Source organism: Cohaesibacter marisflavi (assembly GCF_963665895.2).
Classification (GTDB): domain Bacteria; phylum Pseudomonadota; class Alphaproteobacteria; order Rhizobiales; family Cohaesibacteraceae; genus Cohaesibacter; species Cohaesibacter marisflavi.
Genome location: NZ_OY762534.1, coordinates 2,962,238 through 2,985,932, shown reverse-complemented (window position 1 = coordinate 2,985,932; position 23,695 = coordinate 2,962,238). Strand labels below are relative to the sequence as shown.

Here is a 23,695-nt window from a genome sequence, read left to right as displayed (position 1 = left end):
TTGAGGTGATCTCTTGAGCAATCTGGACCAAGCTGAGCCTGACATTTCAGAAGCATCAATTGCCGATGCCGCACAAGATGTTGCGGAGGCAGAGCGCCCCTTGCGTCTGCTTTTCATTCAGACACAGGCCGAGAATGCCGGTGCGCAGGAAATATCGCGCCTGCTTGGTGAGGGGCTGGCCCCCAAGGGCTATGATATTCAGCATCTGTTTTTCTATCGCAAGACCGATGCCTTCGACCATGCGCCCCATACCAGCTTCACCGTTGAAAAGCGTCCGCGCAGCCCCTTTGCGATCCTGCTCTTCTTCATCAAGCTGATTTTCCAGATCCGGGCGCTCAAACCGGACGTGGTGTTGACCTTTCAGCATTATGGCAACCTGTTTGGCGCTCCGGCTGCGCGTCTTGCCGGTGTGCGTCATGTGATCGCCAATCAGGTCTCTGCGCAGGCAACGATGAACGACACGATCCGGCGCATCGACAAGATCTGGGGCAAAATCGGACTCTATGATGTGGTGACGGTCAACTCGGTGGATACGGCAGGTGAATATGCGGACTTTCCGCCCGCCTATACGCGTCGCATCACTCATGTGCCCCATGGTTTCAAGGACAAGAGCTCAAGGCTCGGCAAGGCAGAGGCCCGTGCCCGCTTTGGTCTGCCCGATGACGTCATCCTGTTGGGGTCCATCGCGCGCCTTAACAAGCTCAAACGGCTGGAGGTGGCCATCGAGGCGCTCACCTTCAATGAATGCTGGCATCTTGTGCTAGGTGGGCAAGGCCCTGATGAAATGCGCCTGCGCTCTGTGGCCAAGGCTCTGGGCGTGGAAGACCGCACCCACTTTACCGGCGAAATGGAGTCCTCCGCAGTTGGCGACCTGTTGGCAGCCATGGATATATTCCTGTTCCCGACAGAGGCGGAGACCTTCGGTCTTGCTGCCGTGGAAGCGGCCCAGACCGGCCTGCCGGTGGTTTGCAATGATCTGCCCGTCTTGCGGGAAGTCATGAAAACCGATCTCGGCCCGTGTGCTCTGTTTGCCGATAGCGATCACCCTGAAAGCTATGCAGACCCAATCCGCAGGCTTTTGCGCGACAAGACCTTGTCTGAGCAATTGACCGAGTCTGGTCGCGCGCTCAAATCTCTTTATTCCATGTCCGCAATGATTGGCCGCTACGAACAATTGGTTTGCAGCGTCACCGGTCGCGGCTGATCTAGAACATCATTTTAATATCGCTTTTTGAAGGGAGCTCGGGGTCTATGAGATATTGCCTCCATTTCGACCCGTCCCATTGCCGTATGTGGCATGGTCGGCTTGTCGAACGCTTGTCAGCAAATGTGCAGGCACAGGTCTTTTCCTCCCGTTCGTCTGCTTCGCCGCATCCGGCTCATGTAGAGAAGTTGCTCCGCTCTGAAGCTCATTCGCTGTTTGGGGGAAAGACCTATTTGGCATCCCCGATGACGCCTGAGGCATTAGAGGAAAAGGCGCCCGCATTGAACTCGTCTGACGAGATTGATCTGGTGATCGATCTGGTGGGCGATGGCTCGGCCCCTCAAGGCAAAAAGCGGCTAACACTGCTGTTCAACGGGTTTCCCGCTGAAGCTGCGCTCATCACCTCGATCATGGCTTCAGGCATACCGCAGATTGCCTTCATCGATGAGGAGGGCACCCTTGTCGCCACCGCAGACCCTTCGGGCGAATTGGCAAAAGGCGTCTCCGGCTCCATGGAACAAACATATGCCAGAGTGATTACGCTGCTGATGGCGTGGGTGCAAAATCCCGACCGATGGGTCCAACCGCTTTGCACAAAAAAGGCCGAATGGCCTTCTGCCGGACAGCTCTCCAAACAGACCGTGAAAAACGGCATCAAGGCGAACCTCAAGCAGATATACTATCGTCTGTTTCTGCCAAGCCATTGGCGCATTGGCTGGCGTTGGGTGTCTGAGGCCGATGTCTGGAGCCGTCAATCCCTTGATGGTGAACCATGGCGCGTGCTCGATGACGTGGACAATCACTTCTACGCCGATCCGGTGCCTTGGGAAAAGGACGGGGCGCATTATCTCTTTTTCGAAGATCTCGATCCCCGCACCCAGAAGGGGATTTTGTCGGTGGTCGAGATGGACGAGAACGGGCCGAAAGGCCCTGCGCGGCCTTGTCTGAAAGAGCCTTTTCATCTCTCCTACCCCTTCCTGATCGAGCATGAGGGAGAGCTTTATATGATCCCGGAAACCTCGGCAGACGGCAAGGTGACTTTCTACCGAACTGACAGCTTTCCCGTTGGCTGGCAGCCATTCAAGACCATCCTCACCGACATTGATGCCGCTGACGTGACCATCACTCAACATGACGGGCGTTGGTGGCTCTTTTGCGTGACAAGAGATGGGGGCGGGGGCTATTCCGATTGCCTGTCTATCTTCCATGCCGATGAGCTGTTCGGCCCATGGTTTCCGCACGCGCAAAATCCGGTGCTGATCGATAAGGCAACGGCGCGGCCGGCGGGCAATTTTGTTCATATCGATGGCAGGCTCTGCCGGCCCGTGCAGGATTGCAGCAGGTCTTATGGCGCGCGCATGCAACTGGTGGAAGTTACTCACCTGTCACCGGATCACTACGAGCAAAAGACTCTCAGTATACTGGAGCCAAATGATCGCTGGCCGGGGAGAAAGCTGCATACCCTCAATCGTGCAGGACATCTTGAGGTCATCGACGGAGCCATTCTGCGCCCGCGTTTGTCATGGCTCAAAAAGCTGGCAGACCGGGTCTATCGCCCCGCCCCGCATTATGCCCGATAGGGGCCAATGGCAAAGAGTGGGTGATGCGTCCTCTTGCCTCATCTTCTCGAAGCAAATTAGGGGGGCTCTTGCGTGAAACTGCGGATAGCTGGGCATATGGTTAACCAAAACTCAATATGATCGCCGCATACTGGCAACCGAATAGAAGCATCTTTTGGCTTCTTGACGGTTTATATTGCAAATGTTTTCAGTTGCAGGGATTGGCGTATGTTTGGACGCAAGAAAAAGAAATCTGATCTGGATTGGCAGCCGGGCGTCGACCCGGAGGCTCCTGATGCAGTTGCGGCTTCTTCTGCTGAAAACAAGGCTGACAGGAAAGCTGGAAAAAAGGCGCGTCAAAAGCAGGATGAGCCCGTTTCCTCGATTTTTCACAACAATCCACCGTCCTCCGATGTCTGGAGCGGGCTGGTGCACCCGCGTGCCATCTTGCGCTTCGTACGTCAGCAATTTTTTCTTATCTGCTCCATAGCGGTTCTGGTGGTTTTGGCCGGGCTTACCATCTTCATGATGTTGCCCGAGAAATACTCTTCCACGGCGCTTATTCTGGTTGATCCACGCCAGCCGAGGGTGACCAATTCCGACACTGGAATTTCTGGTATTGGTGGCGATGCCGCCGCTCTGACCAGCTATGTGCAAATTATGAAAAGCGATGGCTTTCTAGCCAAAGTGGTTGAGGAACTCGGGGTCAAGGATGATCCTGACTATGCCAAAGCCCAGAATGAAACCGCGCTGATCGGCATGTTCCGCAGCAACATCTCCGCCTATCGTCAAGGTGCGACCTACATCGTGGAAGTCAGCGCAGCATCTCTCGATAAAACCCGTGCTGCCAAATATGCCAACGGAGTGGCTCAAGCCTTCGTGCGGGATCAGAAAGACTATCGCAGCAACGCCAATGAAGAAGCGGCCCAATGGCTTTCAGGGCGTCTGACCCTTCTGCATAGCAACCTCAAAAAATCGGAAGAAGCCGTCGTTGCCTATCGCGCTAAGAACGGGATCGTCGATGCCGGTGCTCAAGGCACGCTGGATAATCAGCAATTGACCTCGCTGGTCTCCCAGCTTGGCACCGTCACAACTGAACTGGCCGACGTCAAGGCGCGCTATGATCAGGCCCGCAAGGATGGTGTGCCGGGTAGTGCCAGAGGCTCTCAGGCTGGCGAATTTGCCAATCTTGACCAGCTTATGCAGGAGCAGAACCGACTGCGCCGTGAAGCTGCCGAATTGAACCAGACCCTGGGCAGTCGTCATCCACGCATTCTGGCCAACCGCGAACAGCAAACCATCATCGCAGGCCAGATCAGGCAGGAACAGGCCCGTCTGGTGGAGCGCGCCAAGCAGGATTATGAAACCACATTGGCCAAGAAGCAGGCGCTGGAAGGCCAGTTGGCCGATTTGCGCCAACGCTCCATTATGCTCAACAAGGCCAAGGTCGAACTGGATAATCTGGAGCGTGAAGCAGCCGCAAACCGCAATCTCTATGAGCAGTTTCTGGCCCGCTACAAGGTGACCGATGAGCAGGCGCAATTCAATTTCAACGAAGCGCGCATCGTGTCCAAAGCTCCGGTTCCCATCAAATCCACCAAGCCTTCCATCAAGCTGGTCGGAGTGGCGCTTGTCATTCTTGGGCTTCTGTGCGGCTTCATCATTGCTTTGATCCGGATCGCCTTCGCCGCCCCGGAATATAGAGGCTTTCGCACTGAACAGCGTGATGCAGACCGTTGGGATGCGGGTGGAATGGCCATGGCGACACATGGGTCGATGGGGGGCGCTGCGCCCTTGCCGGCGTCTTCAGCAACCTCGCCCCGGTTCGGATATGGCCAGTCCGGCTATACCAGCAGCGGTGTGCCAGTAGCGGCTGCCGCATTTGCTGCAGGATCAATGGCCAAAGCCAAGGATTCCTCAAAAGGGGCTGATGCGCCAGAGCAGCCAGCCTCGCATAAGGAAGGCGACGAGCCCTCTGATAAGGACCCCTCTGTTCCGGAGAAAGATGAGGTCCAAACGCTCAAGGCTCCTGACGTTGAAGAGGTTTCTGTGACAAGGCCTCGGTCCGAAGACGCTATTGCAGCGGCTCCGGAAGATGAAGGCAAGACCGAAAGCACTGAAAGCCAAGACGGCGGCTTGGATGAGCAGGGGGAAGCCCCCGCGAGAGATGAAGCCGACATGCAAGCCGACCAGGAAGCCGATCTGGAAGCAGGGCCTGTGGTTATTCAAATGCCGCACGGCGCTTCCTCGGGCAATTCTGATCTGCCGTCGGGCTCTGAACTCAATGATTTCTTTGAAGCGCTTAATGATTTTGTCAATGAGAAGGGCGACGGAGATAAGCCGAGCATGCTGGTGACCTCTACCCAACCGGGCAACGGTCTGGATATCACCACCGACATGATCACCAACTTTGCCGTTGATGAGGGCTTTCGTCCGGTTGTTATCTCGCTTCAGGAACAGCCAAGGCTGCGTCAACAGATGGGGGGCTCTGTAGTCTCTCAACAGCAAAATGCCAAAGTGGAGCATTTCGAGGCCTTTGATCTCATTCCATTCATCGGTACGGCGGGGTTCACCGATGTTGAAGGACTTGATCTGCAGTTGGCCCAGGAACTCTCCAGCCTTATTGATTTATGCAGGGAAACCTATGGCTTCGTGATTGTTGAAGCCCAACAAATTCTCACGCCAAACGCGTTGGAAGATTTGCTTGATCTGGTGGATTGCTGCCTGTTGGTGCTTGAAAGCGGTGAACTTAGCCCGTCCGAGATGGATGACTGGTGTGAATGGTCCGCAGATACGGGCGTTGCCCTCATCGTGGATCATACTCAAAGTTAAGTATTTTCTGATATTACGACCCCTGAATGAAAAGAGTGTGGGGCTCAGGGGTATTGAATGAAAGAGATTCAACAAATTACAGTTGGTGGCTTGCCTATCGCAGTGGAAGACTGCGATGGCGCAGCGCGCACCATGCTTGATTTTGCCTATGATTGCCGAGGCAAGGAGCAAAGGCCGCTCTATGTGACCTCCGCCAATGGGCAGGTTCTTTCCATTTGCGCCCGGGATAAAGAGATCGAGGATTTGTTCCTCAAGGCCGATCTTATCCACGCCGACGGAACCCCTTTGGTAAAAGCATCGCACCTTCTGTCCAAAACGCCCTTGCCCGAACGGGTTGCGACCACAGATCTCATCCATAACGCGGCGCGTTTGGCGGAAAAGGAAAAGGCGACCTTCTATTTTTTGGGAGCGACGGACGAGGGCATCAAGCTGGCCGTTGAGACTATGCAGCGGCTTTATCCGGATTTGCAGTTTGTCGGTTACCGCAACGGCTATGTGACCCCGCAAGAAGAGGCTGAAGTGGTCGCGCGCATCAACGAAGCCAAACCTGACATTCTATGGATCGGCATGGGAGTGCCTCTTGAGCAGCGCTTTGTGGCGCGCAATCTTGAAAAATTGACCGGGGTTGGTGCGATCAAGACCTCAGGCGGTCTGTTTGATTTTCTGTCAGGCAAGAATGCCCGTGCGCCGCAATGGATGCAGGATGTTGGCCTTGAATGGGCCTATCGCATCTATCAGGAACCGGGCCGCTTGTTCTGGCGCTATTTGACCACCAATCCGCATGCACTCTGGTTGTTGCTGACCCGAACCCGCTAGCATTTTCGATCACAAGAGGGGCCATGTTCATGTCGATGCTCGCTATAAAAAAAGCCTTCCGGCCGATTGCTCACCTTGCACATCTTGCCTATCCTGCCGGTCATATGCTGGCCGTTTTGAGTGCCGCTTTCGCGCTCTTGGGACTTGTTGCAGCGAGGGAGGCAAACGCATCTGACATTATGGTGGGGCAGCCGATAGGACTTGCTGCGTGCGAGGGTGTCTCTTCGCTTGCTGTTGGCGGTGCCGATGCCAAGCTGGCGCGTGGCTTCAATCTGCCCAATTGGGATCCTGACTACACCGGCTACAAACCCGATGACAGCCTTCTCAAGCAGCTTCACATGTTGGGCTTTACCCATATTCGTTTGCCGGTGAATGGCGAGCATTTCATGGCGCGCTTTGCGTCTGAGCAGCAATCGGCAGTCTATATGGCCGCTCTTGATGCGGAAGTCCTAAGGCTGAGCGGCATGGGCTATGCCGTAAGCATCGATATTCATCCCTCAGGGCGGTTCCAGCATATTCATGTTTCAGTGCCGCAAGACGGGCTTTCCCTGCTTACCGAAGCATGGAACCGGATCGCCGAACGATCAGCGAGTTGGTCCCGATCCGATGTCTATTTCGAGCTTCTTAATGAACCGGCTGCAGACGCGTCGATATGGTGGCAGCAGGCCCAGACCTTGGTAACACATCTCAATGCCATAGCCCCGGGTCGTAAATTGATCATCGGTCCGGCGATCTTTCAGCGTGTGGAAGTGCTGGCCGGTTCCGAACCGCTCGAGGGGGAGGGGCTGGTCTATGCCGTGCATTATTACGACCCCATGGATTTTACCCATCAGGGCGCGACATGGATGCAGGGGAGTTCGCTTGCTATCATCGGTCAGATGCCTTTCCCGGGGAATGCCTCGTCTCCGGCTGTGCTCAAACAGGTAGAAAAACTCAAGGCAGCTGGCATGGATGAGGCCGCCCAGACAATGCTCGACAGCTACCGTGATGGCTGGGATGCAAAGCGGATTTCTGATGCTTTCGCGATGGTCGGAGACTGGTCGCGTCGTCACCAAACGCCGGTGATCGTCAATGAGTTTGGCACCCTGACTTTTGATGTGGACCCGCATGACCGGGCCAATTGGCTGCGCGCTGTGCGGGCAGGAGCTGAGGAAAACTGTCTGGGCTGGGCGCACTGGGATTTCTCCGACGGATTCCAGATGGTCAATCCAGAAACCACCCTGCCTGACCCGCTGGTGCTCGATTCGCTCTTGCCCAATTTTTGAACTTTGCCGAGTGGAAGTTAAGAGGCGCCTGCCGATGCTGTTGCGGAGCAGTACCATGGAAGGGCTGCCCGAGGGCGCTCGTTGATGATAGGCTGGAGGCAGATTTCTTTGCTTCCTTTTCTATTGTCCCAGCCGGAGACAGCATCGATGGTTGATAAACAAACGCATAGATTGGCCTTGGCTCTCTTTTCCTGTTTTCTGGCTATGGGCGGCCTATTGGCGACGCCCGCTCAGAGCTATGATGGGGAGCTCTTTGTTGTCTGCGGGCTTAACCCCTATGGCGACAATTTTCTCTCCCTGCGCACATGCGGTTCTACCCGTTGCACAGAAATCATGCGACTTGGTCCGGATACACCGCTCCGCACTTGGGAGCCCTACGGGGAACGGGGCTGGCGTCAGGTTGATGTTTTGCCTTACCTGGACGCACCTCATAGCGGGCGTTATCCGGCTGGCTGGGTGTTTGAGCGCTATATTTGCCCGGTGCGCTATTGATCGGTACGCAGGAATGATCGTGTGAGAAAGGCCGGGGCGAGCCTTCGATGCATGTGCTTAATGAACAGCAACTCTTGAGTCACTGGGGCGAACCTTCTATGCTGCTCCAAACATTGGCAGATATTCGTAAGAAGTCGCTTTTCATTTCCGTACAGGAGGGCAAGCATCATTGACCCTCGCAATCATCCAGGATTTTTGATCGATGGCAATCAGACTGCATCAGGGAGACCTTCCCAACCTCAACCACTATGACAACATTTCTGCAGTCGCGATTGATACCGAGACGATGGGGCTTCACCCGCATCGGGACAGATTGTGTCTGGTGCAGCTGTCTCCAGGCGATGGCAGTGCCGATCTGGTGCAGATTGCCAAGGGGCAGAAAGAAGCGCCCAATCTGTGCACTTTGCTTGGAAATGACAATATTACCAAGATTTTCCACTATGCCCGCTTTGATGTTGCCGTGCTCTATCACACATTCGGTGTGATGCCGGAACCGGTTTTCTGCACCAAAATCGCTTCCAAGCTCACCCGTACCTACACAGACCGCCATGGCCTCAAGGATGTCTGCCGCGAGTTTCTTGATGTCGATATTTCCAAGCAACAGCAAAGCTCCGATTGGGGGGCCGATACCCTGAGTGAAGCCCAGAAGAAATATGCTGCAACGGATGTTTTGCATCTGCACGGCCTGATGGGCATCTTCCGCGCACGTCTGTCGCGTGAGGGACGCAAGGAAATGGCGCAGTCCTGCTTTGATTTCCTGCCAACCCGCGCCAAGCTGGATTTGGCCGGTTGGGACGAAACCGACATCTTTGCCCATAGCTAAGGGCAAGATCTCGGCTGAGGAAAAAAGCTGATCGATTGGCCAAGGGAGCAACGGTGTCACGCCGGTCTGGCTCCCTTCGTCATTTTAAGAAGCCGAAGAGACCATACGCTTAATTTCGCCTCTTTCCTTTGTAGAAATGACTTGCCGATGCAGCGAAAAGCCTGCAAAAAACAGGAAACTCCGGAACCGAGCGGCGAAGCAGAAGCATCAAGCCTGCCTTTATTGGATGGAAGCAATGCAAGACAGGATTAAACGAGAGCAATCCGGCGATCCCGCTCAGCCACAGGGACATCCAGTGGGGAGCCCAAGGGGGCCGGATCTAGGCGGAAACCGTCGGGGCAGCGCGCTGGATAGCGCTCGCATCATTTCCTCTGAAGATCAGATGAAGGCCTTCCGCCGGGCCAAACGCCATTCAAGACGTGTCTTCATTCTCAAATGGAGCCTGCCGGTGATCGCCTTGGGCATCATTGCTGGTTTTGTCGGCTGGGTGAGCAAGCATAATCCCGAGAAAACGACCGAGGTGGTTCAGTTCGAGGATGACGAAAGCCTGAAGCAGGACGAACTGGTCATGCAGAATCCGAACCTGAACGGCTATACCGATGGGCGCGCCTATGAAGTGGCTGCCGATCGGGCTACCCAGAAGGTGGAAACACCCAATGTGATCAACCTTGAAACCGTCAAGGCACGCATTACAGATGAAAAGCAGGAATGGGTAACGATTGACTCCAAAACCGGCGTATTTGACCAGAATAATGAGACGCTTGGACTGGATGGAGACGTGCAGGTCGACTCCTCTCTGGGTTACAAACTGCATACCGAAAAGGTGGCCGTTGATATGCCAAAGGGATATATGCAAACCCTCAGCCCGGTGAATATCGCGTCCAGCGACATCCGTCTATCGGCCGACCGGCTTGAAGCCATCGACAATGGCGAGCAGTTCCGGTTTACCGGTAGTGTGCGCCTCTATGTCGACGCGGCTCTCCTCAACAAATCGCCAACCAAGGCTCAAGACCAAACCGAGCCCCGTCAACAAGGGGCTGCGCAGGAAGAGGGGGCTCCCCAATGACCCTGATTGTTTCTCTTTGTCGTTTGACCGCACTGGCAACCAGGAATCCAGCCCGTAGGCTTTCTTGCCTTACTCTGGCGCTGCTGCTGGCTGGGGGCCTCTTTTTTGCTGGCGGGCTGATAGCATCTCACCCCGTCATGGCCCAGAGCATGGCTGATGTGGCGTCCGGTCTGCGCACAGACCCGGATGCGCCAATCGAGATCGAAGCTGATCAGCTTGATATCTTCGACAACAAAAAAGTTGCAATTTTCAAGGGTAGCGTTAGAGCGCGTCAGGGTGAGACAAACCTGCTCACCTCCACCCTGACGATCCACTATTCGGGAGGCGGTGCAGGCACTGCGCAATCCATCACGCGGCTTGAGGCCCATGGCGGAGTGACCGTGAGCCAGAAAGACCAGAAGGCAACCGGCTCAACGGCCTCTGTCGACATGGCAAAAGAAGTGATTGTTCTGAGCGGTAATGTCGTTTTGACCCAGGGCAAGAATGTCTTGCGTGGCTCCAAATTGACCATCAACATGCGCTCCGGCGCGGCGCGTCTGGCTGCTGCCAAATCGTCTGGTGGTCAGAATGGCAATTCTGGCCGTGTGCAGGGCCTGTTTATCCCAAACCGCAACCCTAAAAACTAGGCGAGCGGGGCAAAGCCCCTCGACAAGCAGGGCAATTGCATTTATGAGCAATCCAACGGCATTGTCTTGCTGTTCGGAGAAAATGAGCAGCAAAACCATCGCGGCCACTATGGGTTGGCAGGGGTGAGACAATAATCAGAAGATTGCCTTCAAGCGGCAATCCAGAGTCAGGTGCGCATCTGCCAATGCAGGAAAGTGATCATCTTTCATCTCTTGATGAGACGGAAAATCAGCAAACCCCGTTCGATCCGCTCGAACAGGATGGTTTGGGCTGGATGGTCGTGCATGACATCGGCAAGAGCTACAAGCGCCGCACGGTCGTCACCTCGGCGTCTCTCGCTGTCAAACGCGGTGAAGCGGTTGGGCTTTTGGGGCCAAACGGCGCTGGTAAGACGACCATCTTCTATATGATCACGGGACTTGTGCGTCCAGATAAAGGCTACATTTCCCTAGACGGCTTTGATATCACGAAGCTGCCCATGTATCGCCGTGCCCGTTTGGGCATTGGGTATCTGCCCCAGGAAGCCTCGATTTTTCGCGGCCTGAATGTGGAAGAGAATATCATGGCCGTGCTGGAACTGGTTGAGCCAAAGCGCAAGAAGCGTAAGGAACAGCTGAACGAGCTGCTGGAAGAGTTCTCAATCACGCATCTGCGCAAGTCCATGGCCATTGCACTTTCCGGCGGGGAACGTCGCCGTCTCGAAATTGCCCGCGCCCTTGCGTCCCGCCCTTCCTTCATGCTGCTTGACGAGCCCTTCGCCGGTGTCGACCCCATTGCGGTGGGGGATATTCAGCAACTGGTGCGTCATTTGACTGCGCGCGGAATTGGTGTTCTCATCACCGACCATAATGTGCGTGAAACGCTGAGCCTGATCGACCGGGCCTATATCATTCATTCGGGCAATGTGTTGACCAATGGCACGCCCGATGAAATCATCGCTGATCCCGATGTTCGGCGCTTGTATTTGGGGGAGAGCTTCTCCATGTAAGCCACATTGGGCTGGTGAGAAGACGGGAAAACAATCCGCAAAAAGGCGGAGCCGTGAATTGAGGCTTGAAGTTTTAAAAAATTGCCCAATAATTGTTCAATGGCCACAAGCAAGGCAATAGGGACACTGGTTTTAACCTTCCCGAGCACAATAATCAGAGGATAAGCTTTTGATAAAATTAGATATTCTATCAATTAGCAGATTTGAATTGTGTAAAAGGGTGTAATCCTGCTATATTTAACAAGCAAGATTTGTACCAACTCACAATATGTGTGTTGTTAATTGGTACTATGCGCAAGGCGTTTGATGGCACCCGACCCGCGTCGATACCGCGTGGCACAGTGTTTCAGGATGAAAAGAGCGTGCCACAAACAGGCTACCAGACATCCTGACAGACTTGAGTAACAGGGATGAGACCCTGCCGTAGCAATCACGGTTAGGTGGGGTACAGGTAAGGACAGACGACTACATGGCTTTGACACCCAGACTGGACATGCGCCAGAGCCAATCGCTGGTGATGACGCCGCAATTGATGCAGGCGATCCAACTGTTGCAGATGTCCAATCTTGATCTCGTTGCTTATGTACAGCAGGAACTTGAGAGCAATCCTCTGCTGGAATCTGTCTCGGATGATTATTCTGGCGACTCTGGCTCTTCGGATAATAACGGGCAGGGGACGAACGATGCACAGGGGGCAGATCAGGCCAATAGTGCCAATTCGGACTCCTCTGACGGAACCAATAGCGAAGGAGCGGGCGATTCTGCTCCCGATCCGGACCTGTCCGATCAGTTCTCCGGGGAGAGCCCGGAGCAGATGGATGCCATATCCAATGATCTGGATGCCCGTCTTGATAATGTTTTTCCCGATGATAGTGGTCCACAGGAGCAAGCTGGGCCAAGCCTGAATGATCCCTGGATGTCCGCGCCCATGCGCGATGGGGGCGGCAACCCTGATTACGACCTTGAAACCGTGCTGGCTGGCGAGATTTCTCTTGCCGATCATCTCGAACAACAGTTGATGACAGCCATTGCCGATGAACGCAAACGGATCATCGGCCAATTCCTCATCAATGAACTGGACGAATTCGGTTATCTGCAAACGGATCTGGCCATGGTCGCCAATCGCCTTGGTGTGGATGAAGCAGAAGTGGCTGGGGTGCTCGATATTCTGCAATCCTTCGAACCATCCGGCGTGTTTGCCCGTTCCCTGTCCGAATGTCTTGCAATCCAGTTCAAGGATCTCAACCGCTATGACCCGGCCATTGCGGTGCTTCTGGATAATCTCGAACTACTTGCCAAACGGGACTTCGTTGCCCTGCGCAAACTGTGCGCAGTGGATGAGGAAGACCTCTCCGATATGATCTCCGAGATCAAGGCGCTCAATCCGCGCCCCGGTAGCGCTTTCGGCCATTTGACCGTGCAGCCGGTCGTGCCCGATGTTTTTGTGCGGCAGGCATCAGACGGTGGTTGGCGGCTTGAGCTGAACAGCGAAACCCTGCCCCGCGTGCTGGTCAATCGCACTTATTATGCACAAATCAACGAGACGGCTGCGGGCAAGAAAGAAAAAGAGTTTCTCATCGATTGCCTGCAAAGCGCCAACTGGTTGGTCAAGAGCCTAGACCAGCGCGCACAGACCATTCTCAAGGTGGCGACGGAAATCGTGAAGCAACAGGATGCCTTCTTTGCTTATGGCGTAACACACCTGAAGCCGCTCAATCTGCGCACCATCGCCGATGCGATCCAGATGCATGAGAGCACGGTCAGCCGTGTCACCTCGAACAAATATATCGCCACCAACCGTGGCACCTTCGAGATGAAATATTTCTTCACCTCAGCCATTTCGGCAACGTCGGGCGGTGATAGTCACTCTGCTGAAGCGGTCAAGCATCGTATCCGGCAAGCGATTGATGGGGAAGCCGCCGATAGTATTCTGTCTGATGATGCCTTGGTGAAGCTTCTGCGTGAATCCGGCATCGATATCGCTCGTCGCACAGTGGCGAAATATCGTGAAGCCATGCATATTCCGTCCTCGGTGCAGCGACGGCGTGAGAAGAAAGCCGCACGAGGCTAGGCGCGCTACAGGGCATCCAGACACGGCATCAGCATACTTGCAGCCGCGATTCCATCAAATCATTGGCTTCCTGGTGGGATGGTGCAAATGGTGCCAGCTTGGGCAATATGCCTATAAATTAGCGGGTATAACCTTCCTGATGAAAAGATGTTTGCCCCGGTTTGCCCGTCAGATCATCTCTCGAAATGGTGGTTGAACAAGTCTTGGGCAGAAGAGGATATACCGCGCTTCTGAAAATGTTCTAAAATAACGAAATTGTAATAATATATCAATTTAGTTTTGATTTAAGAAATTTTGCGAAATGCATGAGTTGGTAGATGTTTGTTAATTTCACTTTCTCAAGGTCAGTGGATAAATACGTAAAGATGCGTGTTTAATCGCCAAGATTGTCAAGTCTGCTGGTCAAACCCCATTTATTTTGGCAGACTAAAAGCATGCATGAGAGACTTTTCCATAACATTGACATTTGCGAACTTACCGCCTATTTGTGCGCGGCCCGTACAGATGTCAATGCGGTCCGTGGTGTGTTTCCATGCGTATGGCCGACCGGGCTTTCGATATGTTGATGACGCCCGCAAATTCCGGCCAAACCTTCAGGCCACATTTGCGAACGTCGTTAAGAGAGAAAGACTAAAAGTCGGTCATTCTATAGGCCCATAATTGATAGGGGGTTCCATGACGCTTCGAGTATCAGGCAAACAAGTTGATGTTGGCGATTCACTTCGCGCCTATGCAGAGGATCGGGTTGCTGAAGCAGTCGAGAAATATTTCGACGGTGGCTTTGGTGGTCAGATGACTTTGGAAAAGGAAGGCATCGGCTTCAAGAGTGATCTTGTGATTCATCTCGATACCGGGATGGTGATGCAGGCAAGCGGTTCGGACGTTGACGCTCAGAAGAGCTTTGACAATGCTGTCGAGCATATCGACAAGCGACTGCGCCGTTATAAAAGACGTCTGAAAAGCCATCGCAATGATCATCACGAAAGCCCTGAGGGAATCGAGGTCGCTTACGGTGTGCTACAGAATCCTGCGGCTCAGGATGAAGTGCCCGATGATTTCACGCCGGTTGTTATCGCTGAAAGCACCAGCAAGCCCATCCGTACCATGACGGTCGGTGACGCTGTTGTCGCTCTCGATTTGACCGGGGATCCCGTTGTGGTCTTTCGGAACGCCGGCGATGATGCTATCAACGTGGTGTATAAGCGCACCGATGGCCACATCGGATGGGTGAGCCCGTCCCTTGCTGAGAAGTAAGCGCAAAGGAATATCGTAACGGACGATGGTCTTTGACCATTTAAAAACATAGAGGCGCGCCCCGCCCGATTGGACAATCTGGTTGATTGGGGTGCGCTTTAGCCAACTAGGCTCAAAGCCGTTGGTGTTCGCTCAAGATCAAATGGCCTTCAGGTCCGACCACCTGAAGGCTTTGATCATTTCAAGAAACCGGGGTATCCTGTTTTCATCGGACCTGAAAGCACGATACCTGACACATGAGAGTTTCATGGAACTGAACGATCTACTCGCTCCTGAAGCGATCGTACCTCTGCTTAAGGCAAGTAGCAAAAAGCAGGTAATTCAGGAGCTGTCGGAGCGCGCGGCAAAGCTGACCGGATTACCGCAACGTCAGATTTTTGAAAAACTTCTCCAGCGCGAGAGGCTCGGCTCGACCGGCGTCGGTCAGGGCGTGGCCATTCCTCATGGCAAATTGCCTGAGCTGGAAAAGATTTATGGCATTTTTGCCCTGCTGGATAAGTCAGTGAATTTTGACGCCATGGATGATCAACCCGTTGATATCGTCTTTCTGCTTTTGGCACCTGAAGGGGCCGGGGCGGATCATCTCAAGGCCTTGGCGCGTATTGCGCGCGTTCTGCGCAATGAAGACACGCTCAATAAATTGCGTGCGGCAACCGATGGAGACGCCATCAGGGCCGTTCTGTGTCATCTGCCAGAATCGGATGCTGCCTGATGCAGGTTGGCGCATTGCGCTGACACCGATAAATCTGTCCATCTTTTGAATTTTCTGTCACCCTGTTATTCGCTTGTCAAAATTGGCAAGCAATAAAGCTGAGTTCTGGCTCTTGTTTCCCTTTACCAATGGTTGGTTGGGGAAATGGGAGCTGAAAAGGCTGGGTATGGAAAAGACTAAGCATGAGGCGGCGCTGCAAACGGGCGTCGATAGCGCAGACACGCCTACGCTGGGAGAGGCCTCTGCCGTCTGGTGGCGCATTGGTATTCTCTCTTTTGGAGGGCCTGCCGCCCAGATTGCTCTCATGCATCGCATGATCGTCGATGAAAAGCGCTGGCTTTCGGAGCGACAATTCCTGAATGCCCTGTCTTTTTGCATGATGTTGCCCGGCCCGGAGGCCATGCAATTGGCGACCTATGCGGGATGGCGGCTGCATGGGACGTTGGGTGGCCTCATTGCCGGCCTTGCTTTCGTGCTTCCCGGTGCATTGGTCGTGCTGTTGTTGGCAGGTGCCTATGCGCTGTTTGGTCAGGCCCCCTTGGCAGCTTCCCTATTCATGGGTATCAAGGCAGCGGTGCTGATCATTGTGTTGGAAGCCTTGTTGCGGGTTAGCAAAAAGGCGCTGGACGGGAGGGCGCATTGGTTGATCGCAGCCTTGTCCTTTATCGGCATCTTCTTTTTCCAAGCACCATTCCCGCTGATTATTCTTGCCGCGGGCCTCTATGGTGTCTGGCATGGAGCACGGTTGGGGCTGGAAAGGGAAGTGGAGATGGCGGGGGAGCCTGCTGGCCCTTTCACTTATGCCTCTCAGGCCCAAGCGCGTGTTAACCGATCCTTCTCCCATTTAGCCACCTTGCGGACCGTTTTCATTTGGCTCTGCATTTGGCTATTGCCCCTGACGCTGCTCGCCTGGTTCGCTTCCGTGACTATTTTGGGCACAATCGGGCTGTTTTTCTCAAAGCTGGCAACGGTCACTTTTGGTGGCGCCTACGCAGTGCTCGCCTATATGGCGCAGGATGCCGTCAGTCATTATGGCTGGCTGAGCGCCACAGAAATGCTCGATGGTCTGGGGCTGGCCGAGACCACGCCGGGTCCGCTCATTCTGGTCACGGAATTTGTCGGCTTTCTCGCTGCCGCGCGGTCAACTGGCGAGCTTAGTTTATGGCTCGGTCTCGCCGGAGCCGGTGTAACCCTGTGGGCGACCTTTGCTCCGTGCTTTTTATGGGTGTTTGCGGGCGCCCCTTATATCGAATGGATCAGCGAACGCCCTCGCTTGAGAGAAGCCTTGCGTGCGATTACTGCCGCAGTTGTGGGCGTCATTCTCAATCTTTCGGTCTGGTTCGGGCTTCACGTGCTGTTTGAAAGCGTCGCGAAAGAAAAAGCCGGTTGGCTGGTGATCTTCCTGCCTGAGTGGACCAGTTTTAATCCGGTTCTATTCGTTTTGGCGCTTCTGGCTGGATATCTTCTGCATGTGCGCAAATGGTCGATCATGCTTTGCCTTGGAGTGACCGGCGGGCTGGGATGTCTCTGGGGACTGTTGTAACGGAATGAAAAAGGCCCCGAAACGGGGCCTGAATACGGTGCGGTCTGAAAATCATTCAGACCGCTGTTGATTGTTTGTGCCGGTAAAGGCTGCTCAGTGCAGGCTCACCGTTTCAATATCATGGCGCATGGCGCTCAGTTTGACTGCGGATTCAGACCCGGCCAAAGCAATGGGCTGTCCCTGAACGTCAAGCAGGGCCCAGAGTTGCTGATTTTGCGGAATTTCCGGGGCTTCCGGAAACATATCCATGACTTCTTCCATGCTCACCTGACGTACATAGGCCATACGACGTTCCAGCATGATGGATTCCAGACCATCGTCCAGCTCGTCTTCGAACATTTCTTCCTCATTCATGGCATCTACCTTCATGTTGGGCCAAAGAGTTGTCCTGCATCGGGAGGATAGGACAGCCCTTCAGGCCGGGTGGAACACATGCTTATTCTTTCACGTCAATTGCAATCTTGCGGACGACTTTCTCAGGTTCCGGCCGAGCCAGATCGATGGACAACAAGCCATCTTTCAGTTCGGCGCCAAGAATTTCTATGCCTTCAGCCAGCACGAAAGAGCGCTGGAACTGTCTGGCAGCGATACCACGGTGAAGATACTGGCGGCTCTGGTCATCCACCTGACGACCGCGAATGACAAGCTGGCTTTCTTCCAGTGTCACATCCAGCTGATCGCGAGTGAAGCCGGCCACGGCAAGGGTAATGCGCAACACATCGCCACTGCCGCCATTTCCTTCGAGCAATTTGCTCTCGGTTGGATCCAGTCTTTCAATATTATACGGAGGGTAGCCCTCATTGGCACCTTTGGCGACGCGGTCAAGCACACGCTCGACTTCATCAAAGCCAAGGAGAAAAGGGCTGGAAAAAGCAGACATTCGAGACATTAGGCGGTCCTTCTTTTTAAGCGACGCGCTGGATAACTCCCTTTCCAATCGGAAAAATCGGAGCTGCATGACAGAGTTTTCGCCAAGATCTCTCCGAGACAAAAACCCCAAGTGAATAATGAACCGCCGATCTTCTTCTTAAAAAGATAGCTCGGTCAGATCATGAAAAGGGTCGGCTTAAGCCACAGCCCTTGTGTCAGACCTCATCATCAAGCATCTGGCATAGGTTCAATATGGGGGTATTTGCAGCCCGCTTCAAGTTTAAACATGATCTTCGAAGCGGTGGATTTTTGCGCAGCAGGGCACGGTGCCTGTCTCTTTTGGCTGTCGGGAAGCGCAAGTGTTTGGTGTCTAGAGACAATTACCAGACTATCAGCCAAGGCAAGGCATTTCGGTCATACGAGAATTCATGGCCAAACATAAAAAACCGTCCGGATGGCTCCGGACGGTTTCGTATTTTCCAGCAAGAAGTCAGCTGTTAGCTTGCTTTCTTCGAGCGCCGACGATCTGCGCCTGTATTGTAGGCGATCTCGGAGTGATATTTGCAATAGGGAGAGCCGGACTCGGATTTGTGACCACAGAAGTGGAAATCCGTATCTCCCGGGTCGCCAATTGGCCACTTGCAGGTCGTTTCCGTAAGCGTAAGGATCGACGCGCGCTTGGAAATCGGCACGACGACTGGATCCGCCTGAGGGTTTTTGACCGCTTTTGGCTGAGGAGCCGATTGTGGCTGGCTTTCGACCTTGAGAGCCGTCGCTCCAACGCTTGGCGCAGCCGTTGAGCTGCTGCTTGTCCGAGCTGGACGACTGGTCTGCTGGTTGCGAGGGCGCCGCGGGCGCGGTGCTGTCGTCGTGGTTTTGGCGCGACCGGAAAGACCCAGTCTGTGCACCTTGCCGATAACAGCATTGCGAGTGACACCGCCAAGCTCAGACGCCACCTGGCTGGCACTCAGGCCTTCGGCCCAGAGTTTTTTTAGTAGTTCAACACGTTCGTCAGTCCAAGACATATAAAAAGCCTCCGTCTAGACTGTTAAAGAAGGCAAACCGAAAACCGCATCTGGTTATGATAACACAACCAATGGTTTGTCCTTCGTAAGTGGATTTGATTTTTGCCGCACGATAGTTATTCGTTAATAAATCGTAAACTACTATACGGTTGGAGTCTGCCGCAACTGGATGCAGGCCCAATTTAACCCTTTTCCCCAACTAATCGAATCAACAATTGTCCAAAATTCGCTTGACAACGATTTTTTGAATTTATCCTCATCCATTTGTTGATTGCTTGTGGATAAGGTGTGTTTAAGTGTTGAATATCCCTGTTGGTTTTTCCTGTTCACAGCAGATGCTCAAATCTGCGGCGGTTTGGTCAGCTATGGCGCTTTTATCAGCTTATGCTGCCTAAGGGTTGTACAAAATTGAGTAGGTTGCAACGTGAAACACTTTATTCTCATACGATGGTCTCAGATTGTATGGTGGTGACCAAATAGGGGGCGTGCGCTTGATGAGTCAACCGACTGTAAGGGCCTGTCCAGAGAAGGCTGCGAAAATGGTTTCACAAAAGCAAACGACCATCGCTTCTGGCCCGACTCTATAAAATTTTGTGGATTTATCCTTAAACAGCAGAATGTTTTGCAGATAGAGACAAGTCTCCGATTGACAAGAGGGGAACATTCTTGCAAAAGAGGGACCTTCAACAGCCGCCGTTGGAGCGGCTTTTTTGTTGCATTCCTGCCATTCTCTGTGTTGTGTTCCTGGCTTTCTTGCTCCCTGATATTCGGGCAAATCCAGAACAGCAAGGCATTGAGGGAATGGCGTTCATCAGAGGGACCCGGATCCGCTTGCAAAGGACCGGTTACTCGACTTTCTGTCGCGATGAGGCAGATTTGATATCAGGAGACCTTTGTCTTGGGACGAGGATAAGTAAAATGACGCAATCTTCGCTGTATGCCACATATGCAAGAGCCAACCTCGAATTCGAAAAGGGAGAAGGCGCCTGGCTTACGACGCGAGATGAGCGACGCTTCCTTGATTTTGCTGCAGGAATCGCGGTCAACAGTCTCGGCCATGCCCATCCGCATCTCGTGGAGGCGCTGAAGGATCAGGCTGATAAGCTCTGGCATGTTTCAAACCTGTATGACATTCCCGGGCAGCACAAATTGGCCGAGCGTCTTTGCGCCGCCACCTTTGCTGATAAGGTCTTTTTCACAAATTCCGGTGCAGAAGCCGTCGAATGTGCGGTAAAAACTGCGCGTCGCTATCAGTATGATAAGGGCGCTCCGGAACGGTTCACGATCCTCACTTTTGAAGGGGCGTTTCACGGACGGACGCTGGCCACCATCGCCGCTGGCGGTCAGGCCAAGTATCTTGAAGGCTTCGGGCCGAAGGCGCCTGGCTTTGAAAGTTTGCCAGCTCTGGATATCGAATTGGTGAAACAATCGATCAACGAGACCACCGCCGGCATTCTGCTCGAGCCAATTCAGGGCGAGGGAGGCATTCGCGAAATCGAGCCATCCTTCCTGAAAGCTCTGAGGAATTTGTGCGACGAAACCGACATCCTGTTAATTCTTGATGAAGTCCAGACTGGCGTCGGACGGACCGGCCGTCTGTTTGCTTATGAAGAAGCAGGCATCACACCTGACATAATGGCCATTGCCAAGGGCATCGGCGGCGGCTTTCCTATGGGGGCCTGTCTGGCGACCGAAGAGGTTGCGGACGGCATGGTTCCCGGAACACATGGTTCAACTTATGGTGGCAACCCTTTGGCTATGGCCGTGGGCAATGCCGTGCTTGATGTGGTGCTGGAAGAGGGTTTTCTGGACAATGTTGCAAAAACAGGCTTAGTTTTAAAGCAAAGCCTTGCAGGTTTGAAGGATGCCTATCCTGATTTTATTGAAGAGATCAGGGGGCGTGGATTGCTTCTTGGCCTCAAACTGAAAATGCCACCAGCAGATCTGGTTGCCGAACTCCGCAAGGAAGGTCTTTTGACCGTGGGGGCTGGTGATAATGTCTTGCGGTTGGCTCCGCCTCTGACCATCGGTCAGGAAGAAATAGATTTTGCACTCCAGGCCTTGGAGCGGGCGCTCGATACAATGCGCGCTGCAAAGGCAGACAGTCAATAATGAGGGGGATTGCAAACCATGTCGAATGATGCCAAGCGCCATTTCGTCGATTTGGAGACGCAGAAGACCGAAGACCTGAAGACTATTCTGGCCACCGCGCACAAGATCAAGGATGCGCGCAAGACAAAGCGCCGGACTGACATGCTCGAAGACAAGGTGATCGCCCTTGTCTTCGATAAGCCTTCCACACGGACCCGCGTCTCTTTTGACGTTGGCGTGCGCGAGCTGGGCGGAACTCCGCTGATGCTGACCGGTGCAGAAATGCAGCTGGGGCGCGGCGAGAGCATCCCCGATACGGCCCGTGTGCTATCCCGTTTTGTCGATGGCATCATGATCCGCATGCTTGATCATGAAGCCGTCGCCGAGCTGGCCGAATATGCCACCGTTCCGGTCATCAATGGCCTGACCTATTATTCGCATCCATGTCAGATCATGGCGGACATCATGACCTACGAGGAGCATCGCGGCTCGCTTGCAGGCAAGACTGTCACCTGGGTGGGGGACTACAACAATGTGTTGGCGTCCTGGCTCCATGCTGCCGAGCATTTTGACTTCACCATGCGGATTGCCATCCCCGAAGAGCTGATGACCGATTTTTCGATCATCGATCGCCTGCGCGGACGCGGTGTGCGCATCGAATTGTGCGACAGCGCAGAAGATGCGGCCAGCCAATCCGATCTCATCATCACCGACACATGGGTCTCCATGGGGGATGAAGATGCAGAGCATCGCCACAATCTCTTGAAACCTTATCAGGTCAACACCAGATTGATGGGGCTTGCCAAGGATGACGCTCTGTTCATGCACTGCCTGCCTGCCCATCGCGGTGAGGAAGTGACGGATGAAGTGATCGACGGACCGCAATCAGTTGTGTTCGACGAAGCAGAAAACCGTTTGCATGCACAGAAGGGTGTGATGGCCTGGTGCTTCCACAAGGCCATCGGCGACGAATAATTCCAAGACTGTGCACCAAGGCTACGGGGTGAGGGTGGACTATGGCGACAGAGCCAAGCACCCACGGGCTACCAGCCGGACTTGACGAGCGCAACTGAAATAGAGACAAGGGTGGATACAGGCGTATCCGCCCTTTGCCTTTGAATGAACGAAAGACAATGAACAGACTGCGCGCCCAATCCCCTCGATGCTGACAGATGAGGGAAGGACAGGGCCCACCCCGGACAATGAAAAGCCATCATGCATGATGTGATTTGTCCCCTTGGGTGCCACAGGAAAGTAAGCCAGATGACCGAACAAACCAATATCGTCTCTTCGCTAGACCGCGTCTTGCCTTTTCAGGTCGATGGATTGGACGTGCGCGGACGGATGGTCCATCTCAATGAGACCGTCACCGGCATCATTCAACGCCACAATTATCCCGATGCCGTCAATCGGCTCTTGGCTGAAGCCATTGCCCTGACTTCCCTGCTGGGCTCTTCGCTGAAATTCGAGGGCAAGTTTATTCTTCAGGTACAGTCCAAGGGTGCGGTCAATATGCTCGTGGTGGACTATAATGCGCCGGACGCCGTGCGTGCCTATGTCCGCTTTGACGAAGAGGCTCTCAAGCAACGGATCGAGAAGGGCGAAACGCGCCCCGAACAGCTGTTGGGCGAAGGGCATCTGGTGATGACCATCGATCAGGGGCAATATATGAACCGTTATCAGGGCGTTGTTGTTCTGGATGGCAAAAGCCTTGAAGATGCGGCCCATGCCTATTTCATGCAGTCCGAGCAGCTGCCCACGCGGGTGCGTCTGGCTGTCACCGAAATGGTGTCCAAACAAGATGAAGGCCCAGCTAAGAGCGAATGGATCGCCGGTGGTTTGCTGGTGCAATATCTGCCCCATTCCTCAGAAGATATCCCTCATCGGGATTTGCATCCCGGCGACCATCCAGATCCGGAGATGCAGAAAACCCATCACGTCACCGAGGCTGATGCCTGGCGTGAATGTGAAGCGCTGGTCAACACCGTGGATGACCACGAACTGACCGACCCAGAAGTTTCTGCGGAAACTTTGCTCTACAGGCTTTTCCATGAAAACGGGCCTCGGGTTTTTGAATCCATGCCGATTTATGACCGCTGCACATGCAGTCGTGAGCGGATCAGCGATATGTTCAAGACATTCGATCCCGAAGAAATGAAGGACATGGTCGTTGATGGCAAAATCGAGGTGACATGCGAATTCTGCAGCACGCATTATGAGTTTGATCCCGAGGATGTTGCCAAAGTCGCCAAGGACTGACGTCTGGCCTGAAAATCCCGCTTGTCGATAGCGACACAAGAATTTTGAAGAGAAAGGCCACCCCATTTGCGGGTGGCTTTTTTATTGCTGAAGTTTTCTACTTGATACAAAAAAGTGCAAAGATTTGATTGCGCAGAAGCATCAAGGCTGGAATAAACGCATAAGTGGCAGGATGAAGCCCAACCGGGAGGGCGCATT

Annotated in this window: 20 protein-coding genes; 17 read left to right on the top strand and 3 right to left on the bottom strand. The window is 53.8% G+C overall.

Going from position 1 to position 23,695, the window contains the following annotated elements; genetic code table 11:
- Nucleotides 1-13 precede the first annotated feature (13 nt).
- The 14 genes from ACKPCT_RS14590 to chrA all read left to right on the top strand — a co-directional run bounded on the left by ACKPCT_RS14590 (nt 14) and on the right by chrA (nt 17,252).
- Complete coding sequence (locus tag ACKPCT_RS14590) at nt 14-1,204, top strand: glycosyltransferase family 4 protein (RefSeq protein ID WP_319567257.1); 1,191 nt, start codon at nt 14-16, stop codon at nt 1,202-1,204.
- 47 nt (nt 1,205-1,251) lie between these two features.
- The gene (locus ACKPCT_RS14585) at nt 1,252-2,784 is read left to right on the top strand and encodes a glucosamine inositolphosphorylceramide transferase family protein (RefSeq protein ID WP_319567256.1); all 1,533 of its coding nucleotides are present in this window, start codon (nt 1,252-1,254) and stop codon (nt 2,782-2,784) included.
- Nucleotides 2,785-2,991: 207 nt separating this feature from the next.
- Nucleotides 2,992-5,595 (top strand): Wzz/FepE/Etk N-terminal domain-containing protein, encoded by a 2,604-nt coding sequence (locus ACKPCT_RS14580; RefSeq protein WP_319567255.1) that lies wholly within the window; start codon nt 2,992-2,994, stop codon nt 5,593-5,595.
- 57 nt (nt 5,596-5,652) lie between these two features.
- The gene (locus tag ACKPCT_RS14575; RefSeq protein WP_319567254.1) at nt 5,653-6,411 is read left to right on the top strand and encodes a WecB/TagA/CpsF family glycosyltransferase; all 759 of its coding nucleotides are present in this window, start codon (nt 5,653-5,655) and stop codon (nt 6,409-6,411) included.
- 29 nt (nt 6,412-6,440) lie between these two features.
- Nucleotides 6,441-7,676, top strand: coding sequence for a glycoside hydrolase family 5 protein (locus ACKPCT_RS14570; protein WP_319567253.1), 1,236 nt, complete (start codon nt 6,441-6,443; stop codon nt 7,674-7,676).
- 147 nt (nt 7,677-7,823) lie between these two features.
- Entirely contained in the window at nt 7,824-8,168 is a 345-nt protein-coding gene (locus ACKPCT_RS14565; RefSeq protein ID WP_139229205.1) for a hypothetical protein, read from the top strand.
- A 202-nt stretch (nt 8,169-8,370) separates the two neighbouring features.
- On the top strand, nt 8,371-8,991 hold the full coding sequence (locus ACKPCT_RS14560; RefSeq protein WP_090069743.1) for a ribonuclease D: 621 nt from the start codon (nt 8,371-8,373) through the stop codon (nt 8,989-8,991).
- A 235-nt stretch (nt 8,992-9,226) separates the two neighbouring features.
- Nucleotides 9,227-10,057: an LPS export ABC transporter periplasmic protein LptC gene (lptC, locus tag ACKPCT_RS14555; protein WP_175527931.1), complete on the top strand. Its 831-nt coding sequence runs from the start codon at nt 9,227-9,229 to the stop codon at nt 10,055-10,057.
- Nucleotides 10,054-10,683 carry an LptA/OstA family protein gene (locus tag ACKPCT_RS14550; RefSeq protein WP_090069751.1) on the top strand — a complete coding sequence of 210 codons (630 nt, stop codon included), beginning with the start codon at nt 10,054-10,056 and terminating at the stop codon, nt 10,681-10,683. The genes lptC and ACKPCT_RS14550 overlap by 4 nt, the downstream gene beginning before the upstream one ends.
- A gap of 185 nt (nt 10,684-10,868) precedes the next feature.
- The gene (gene lptB / locus ACKPCT_RS14545) at nt 10,869-11,672 is read left to right on the top strand and encodes an LPS export ABC transporter ATP-binding protein (protein WP_090069753.1); all 804 of its coding nucleotides are present in this window, start codon (nt 10,869-10,871) and stop codon (nt 11,670-11,672) included.
- A gap of 469 nt (nt 11,673-12,141) precedes the next feature.
- A complete protein-coding gene (gene rpoN / locus ACKPCT_RS14540) occupies nt 12,142-13,743 on the top strand; it encodes an RNA polymerase factor sigma-54 (protein ID WP_319567252.1) in 1,602 nt (533 codons plus the stop codon).
- Between the two features lie 675 nt (nt 13,744-14,418).
- Nucleotides 14,419-14,997 (top strand): ribosome hibernation-promoting factor, HPF/YfiA family, encoded by a 579-nt coding sequence (gene hpf / locus ACKPCT_RS14535; protein ID WP_090069757.1) that lies wholly within the window; start codon nt 14,419-14,421, stop codon nt 14,995-14,997.
- Nucleotides 14,998-15,244: 247 nt separating this feature from the next.
- Nucleotides 15,245-15,709 carry a PTS IIA-like nitrogen regulatory protein PtsN gene (ptsN, locus tag ACKPCT_RS14530; protein WP_090070396.1) on the top strand — a complete coding sequence of 155 codons (465 nt, stop codon included), beginning with the start codon at nt 15,245-15,247 and terminating at the stop codon, nt 15,707-15,709.
- A gap of 166 nt (nt 15,710-15,875) precedes the next feature.
- The gene (chrA, locus tag ACKPCT_RS14525) at nt 15,876-17,252 is read left to right on the top strand and encodes a chromate efflux transporter (protein ID WP_319567251.1); all 1,377 of its coding nucleotides are present in this window, start codon (nt 15,876-15,878) and stop codon (nt 17,250-17,252) included.
- Nucleotides 17,253-17,345: 93 nt separating this feature from the next.
- Here the strand turns inward: chrA and ACKPCT_RS14520 are convergent, their stop codons facing one another.
- From ACKPCT_RS14520 to ACKPCT_RS14510, 3 genes are all read right to left on the bottom strand, one after another.
- Nucleotides 17,346-17,606 carry a DUF1150 family protein gene (locus ACKPCT_RS14520; protein ID WP_175527932.1) on the bottom strand — a complete coding sequence of 87 codons (261 nt, stop codon included), beginning with the start codon at nt 17,604-17,606 and terminating at the stop codon, nt 17,346-17,348.
- Between the two features lie 82 nt (nt 17,607-17,688).
- On the bottom strand, nt 17,689-18,141 hold the full coding sequence (locus ACKPCT_RS14515) for an Hsp20 family protein (protein WP_090069763.1): 453 nt from the start codon (nt 18,139-18,141) through the stop codon (nt 17,689-17,691).
- 478 nt (nt 18,142-18,619) lie between these two features.
- Nucleotides 18,620-19,147, bottom strand: a complete 528-nt coding sequence (locus tag ACKPCT_RS14510; RefSeq protein ID WP_090069765.1) for a GcrA family cell cycle regulator — start codon at nt 19,145-19,147, stop codon at nt 18,620-18,622.
- Nucleotides 19,148-20,065: 918 nt separating this feature from the next.
- Here ACKPCT_RS14510 and ACKPCT_RS14505 point away from each other — a divergent pair.
- The 3 genes from ACKPCT_RS14505 to ACKPCT_RS14495 all read left to right on the top strand — a co-directional run bounded on the left by ACKPCT_RS14505 (nt 20,066) and on the right by ACKPCT_RS14495 (nt 23,497).
- Nucleotides 20,066-21,259, top strand: a complete 1,194-nt coding sequence (locus ACKPCT_RS14505) for an aspartate aminotransferase family protein (protein ID WP_090069767.1) — start codon at nt 20,066-20,068, stop codon at nt 21,257-21,259.
- 18 nt (nt 21,260-21,277) lie between these two features.
- Entirely contained in the window at nt 21,278-22,213 is a 936-nt protein-coding gene (gene argF, locus ACKPCT_RS14500) for an ornithine carbamoyltransferase (RefSeq protein WP_319567250.1), read from the top strand.
- Between the two features lie 288 nt (nt 22,214-22,501).
- The gene (locus ACKPCT_RS14495; RefSeq protein ID WP_319567249.1) at nt 22,502-23,497 is read left to right on the top strand and encodes an Hsp33 family molecular chaperone; all 996 of its coding nucleotides are present in this window, start codon (nt 22,502-22,504) and stop codon (nt 23,495-23,497) included.
- Nucleotides 23,498-23,695: the final 198 nt, after the last annotated feature.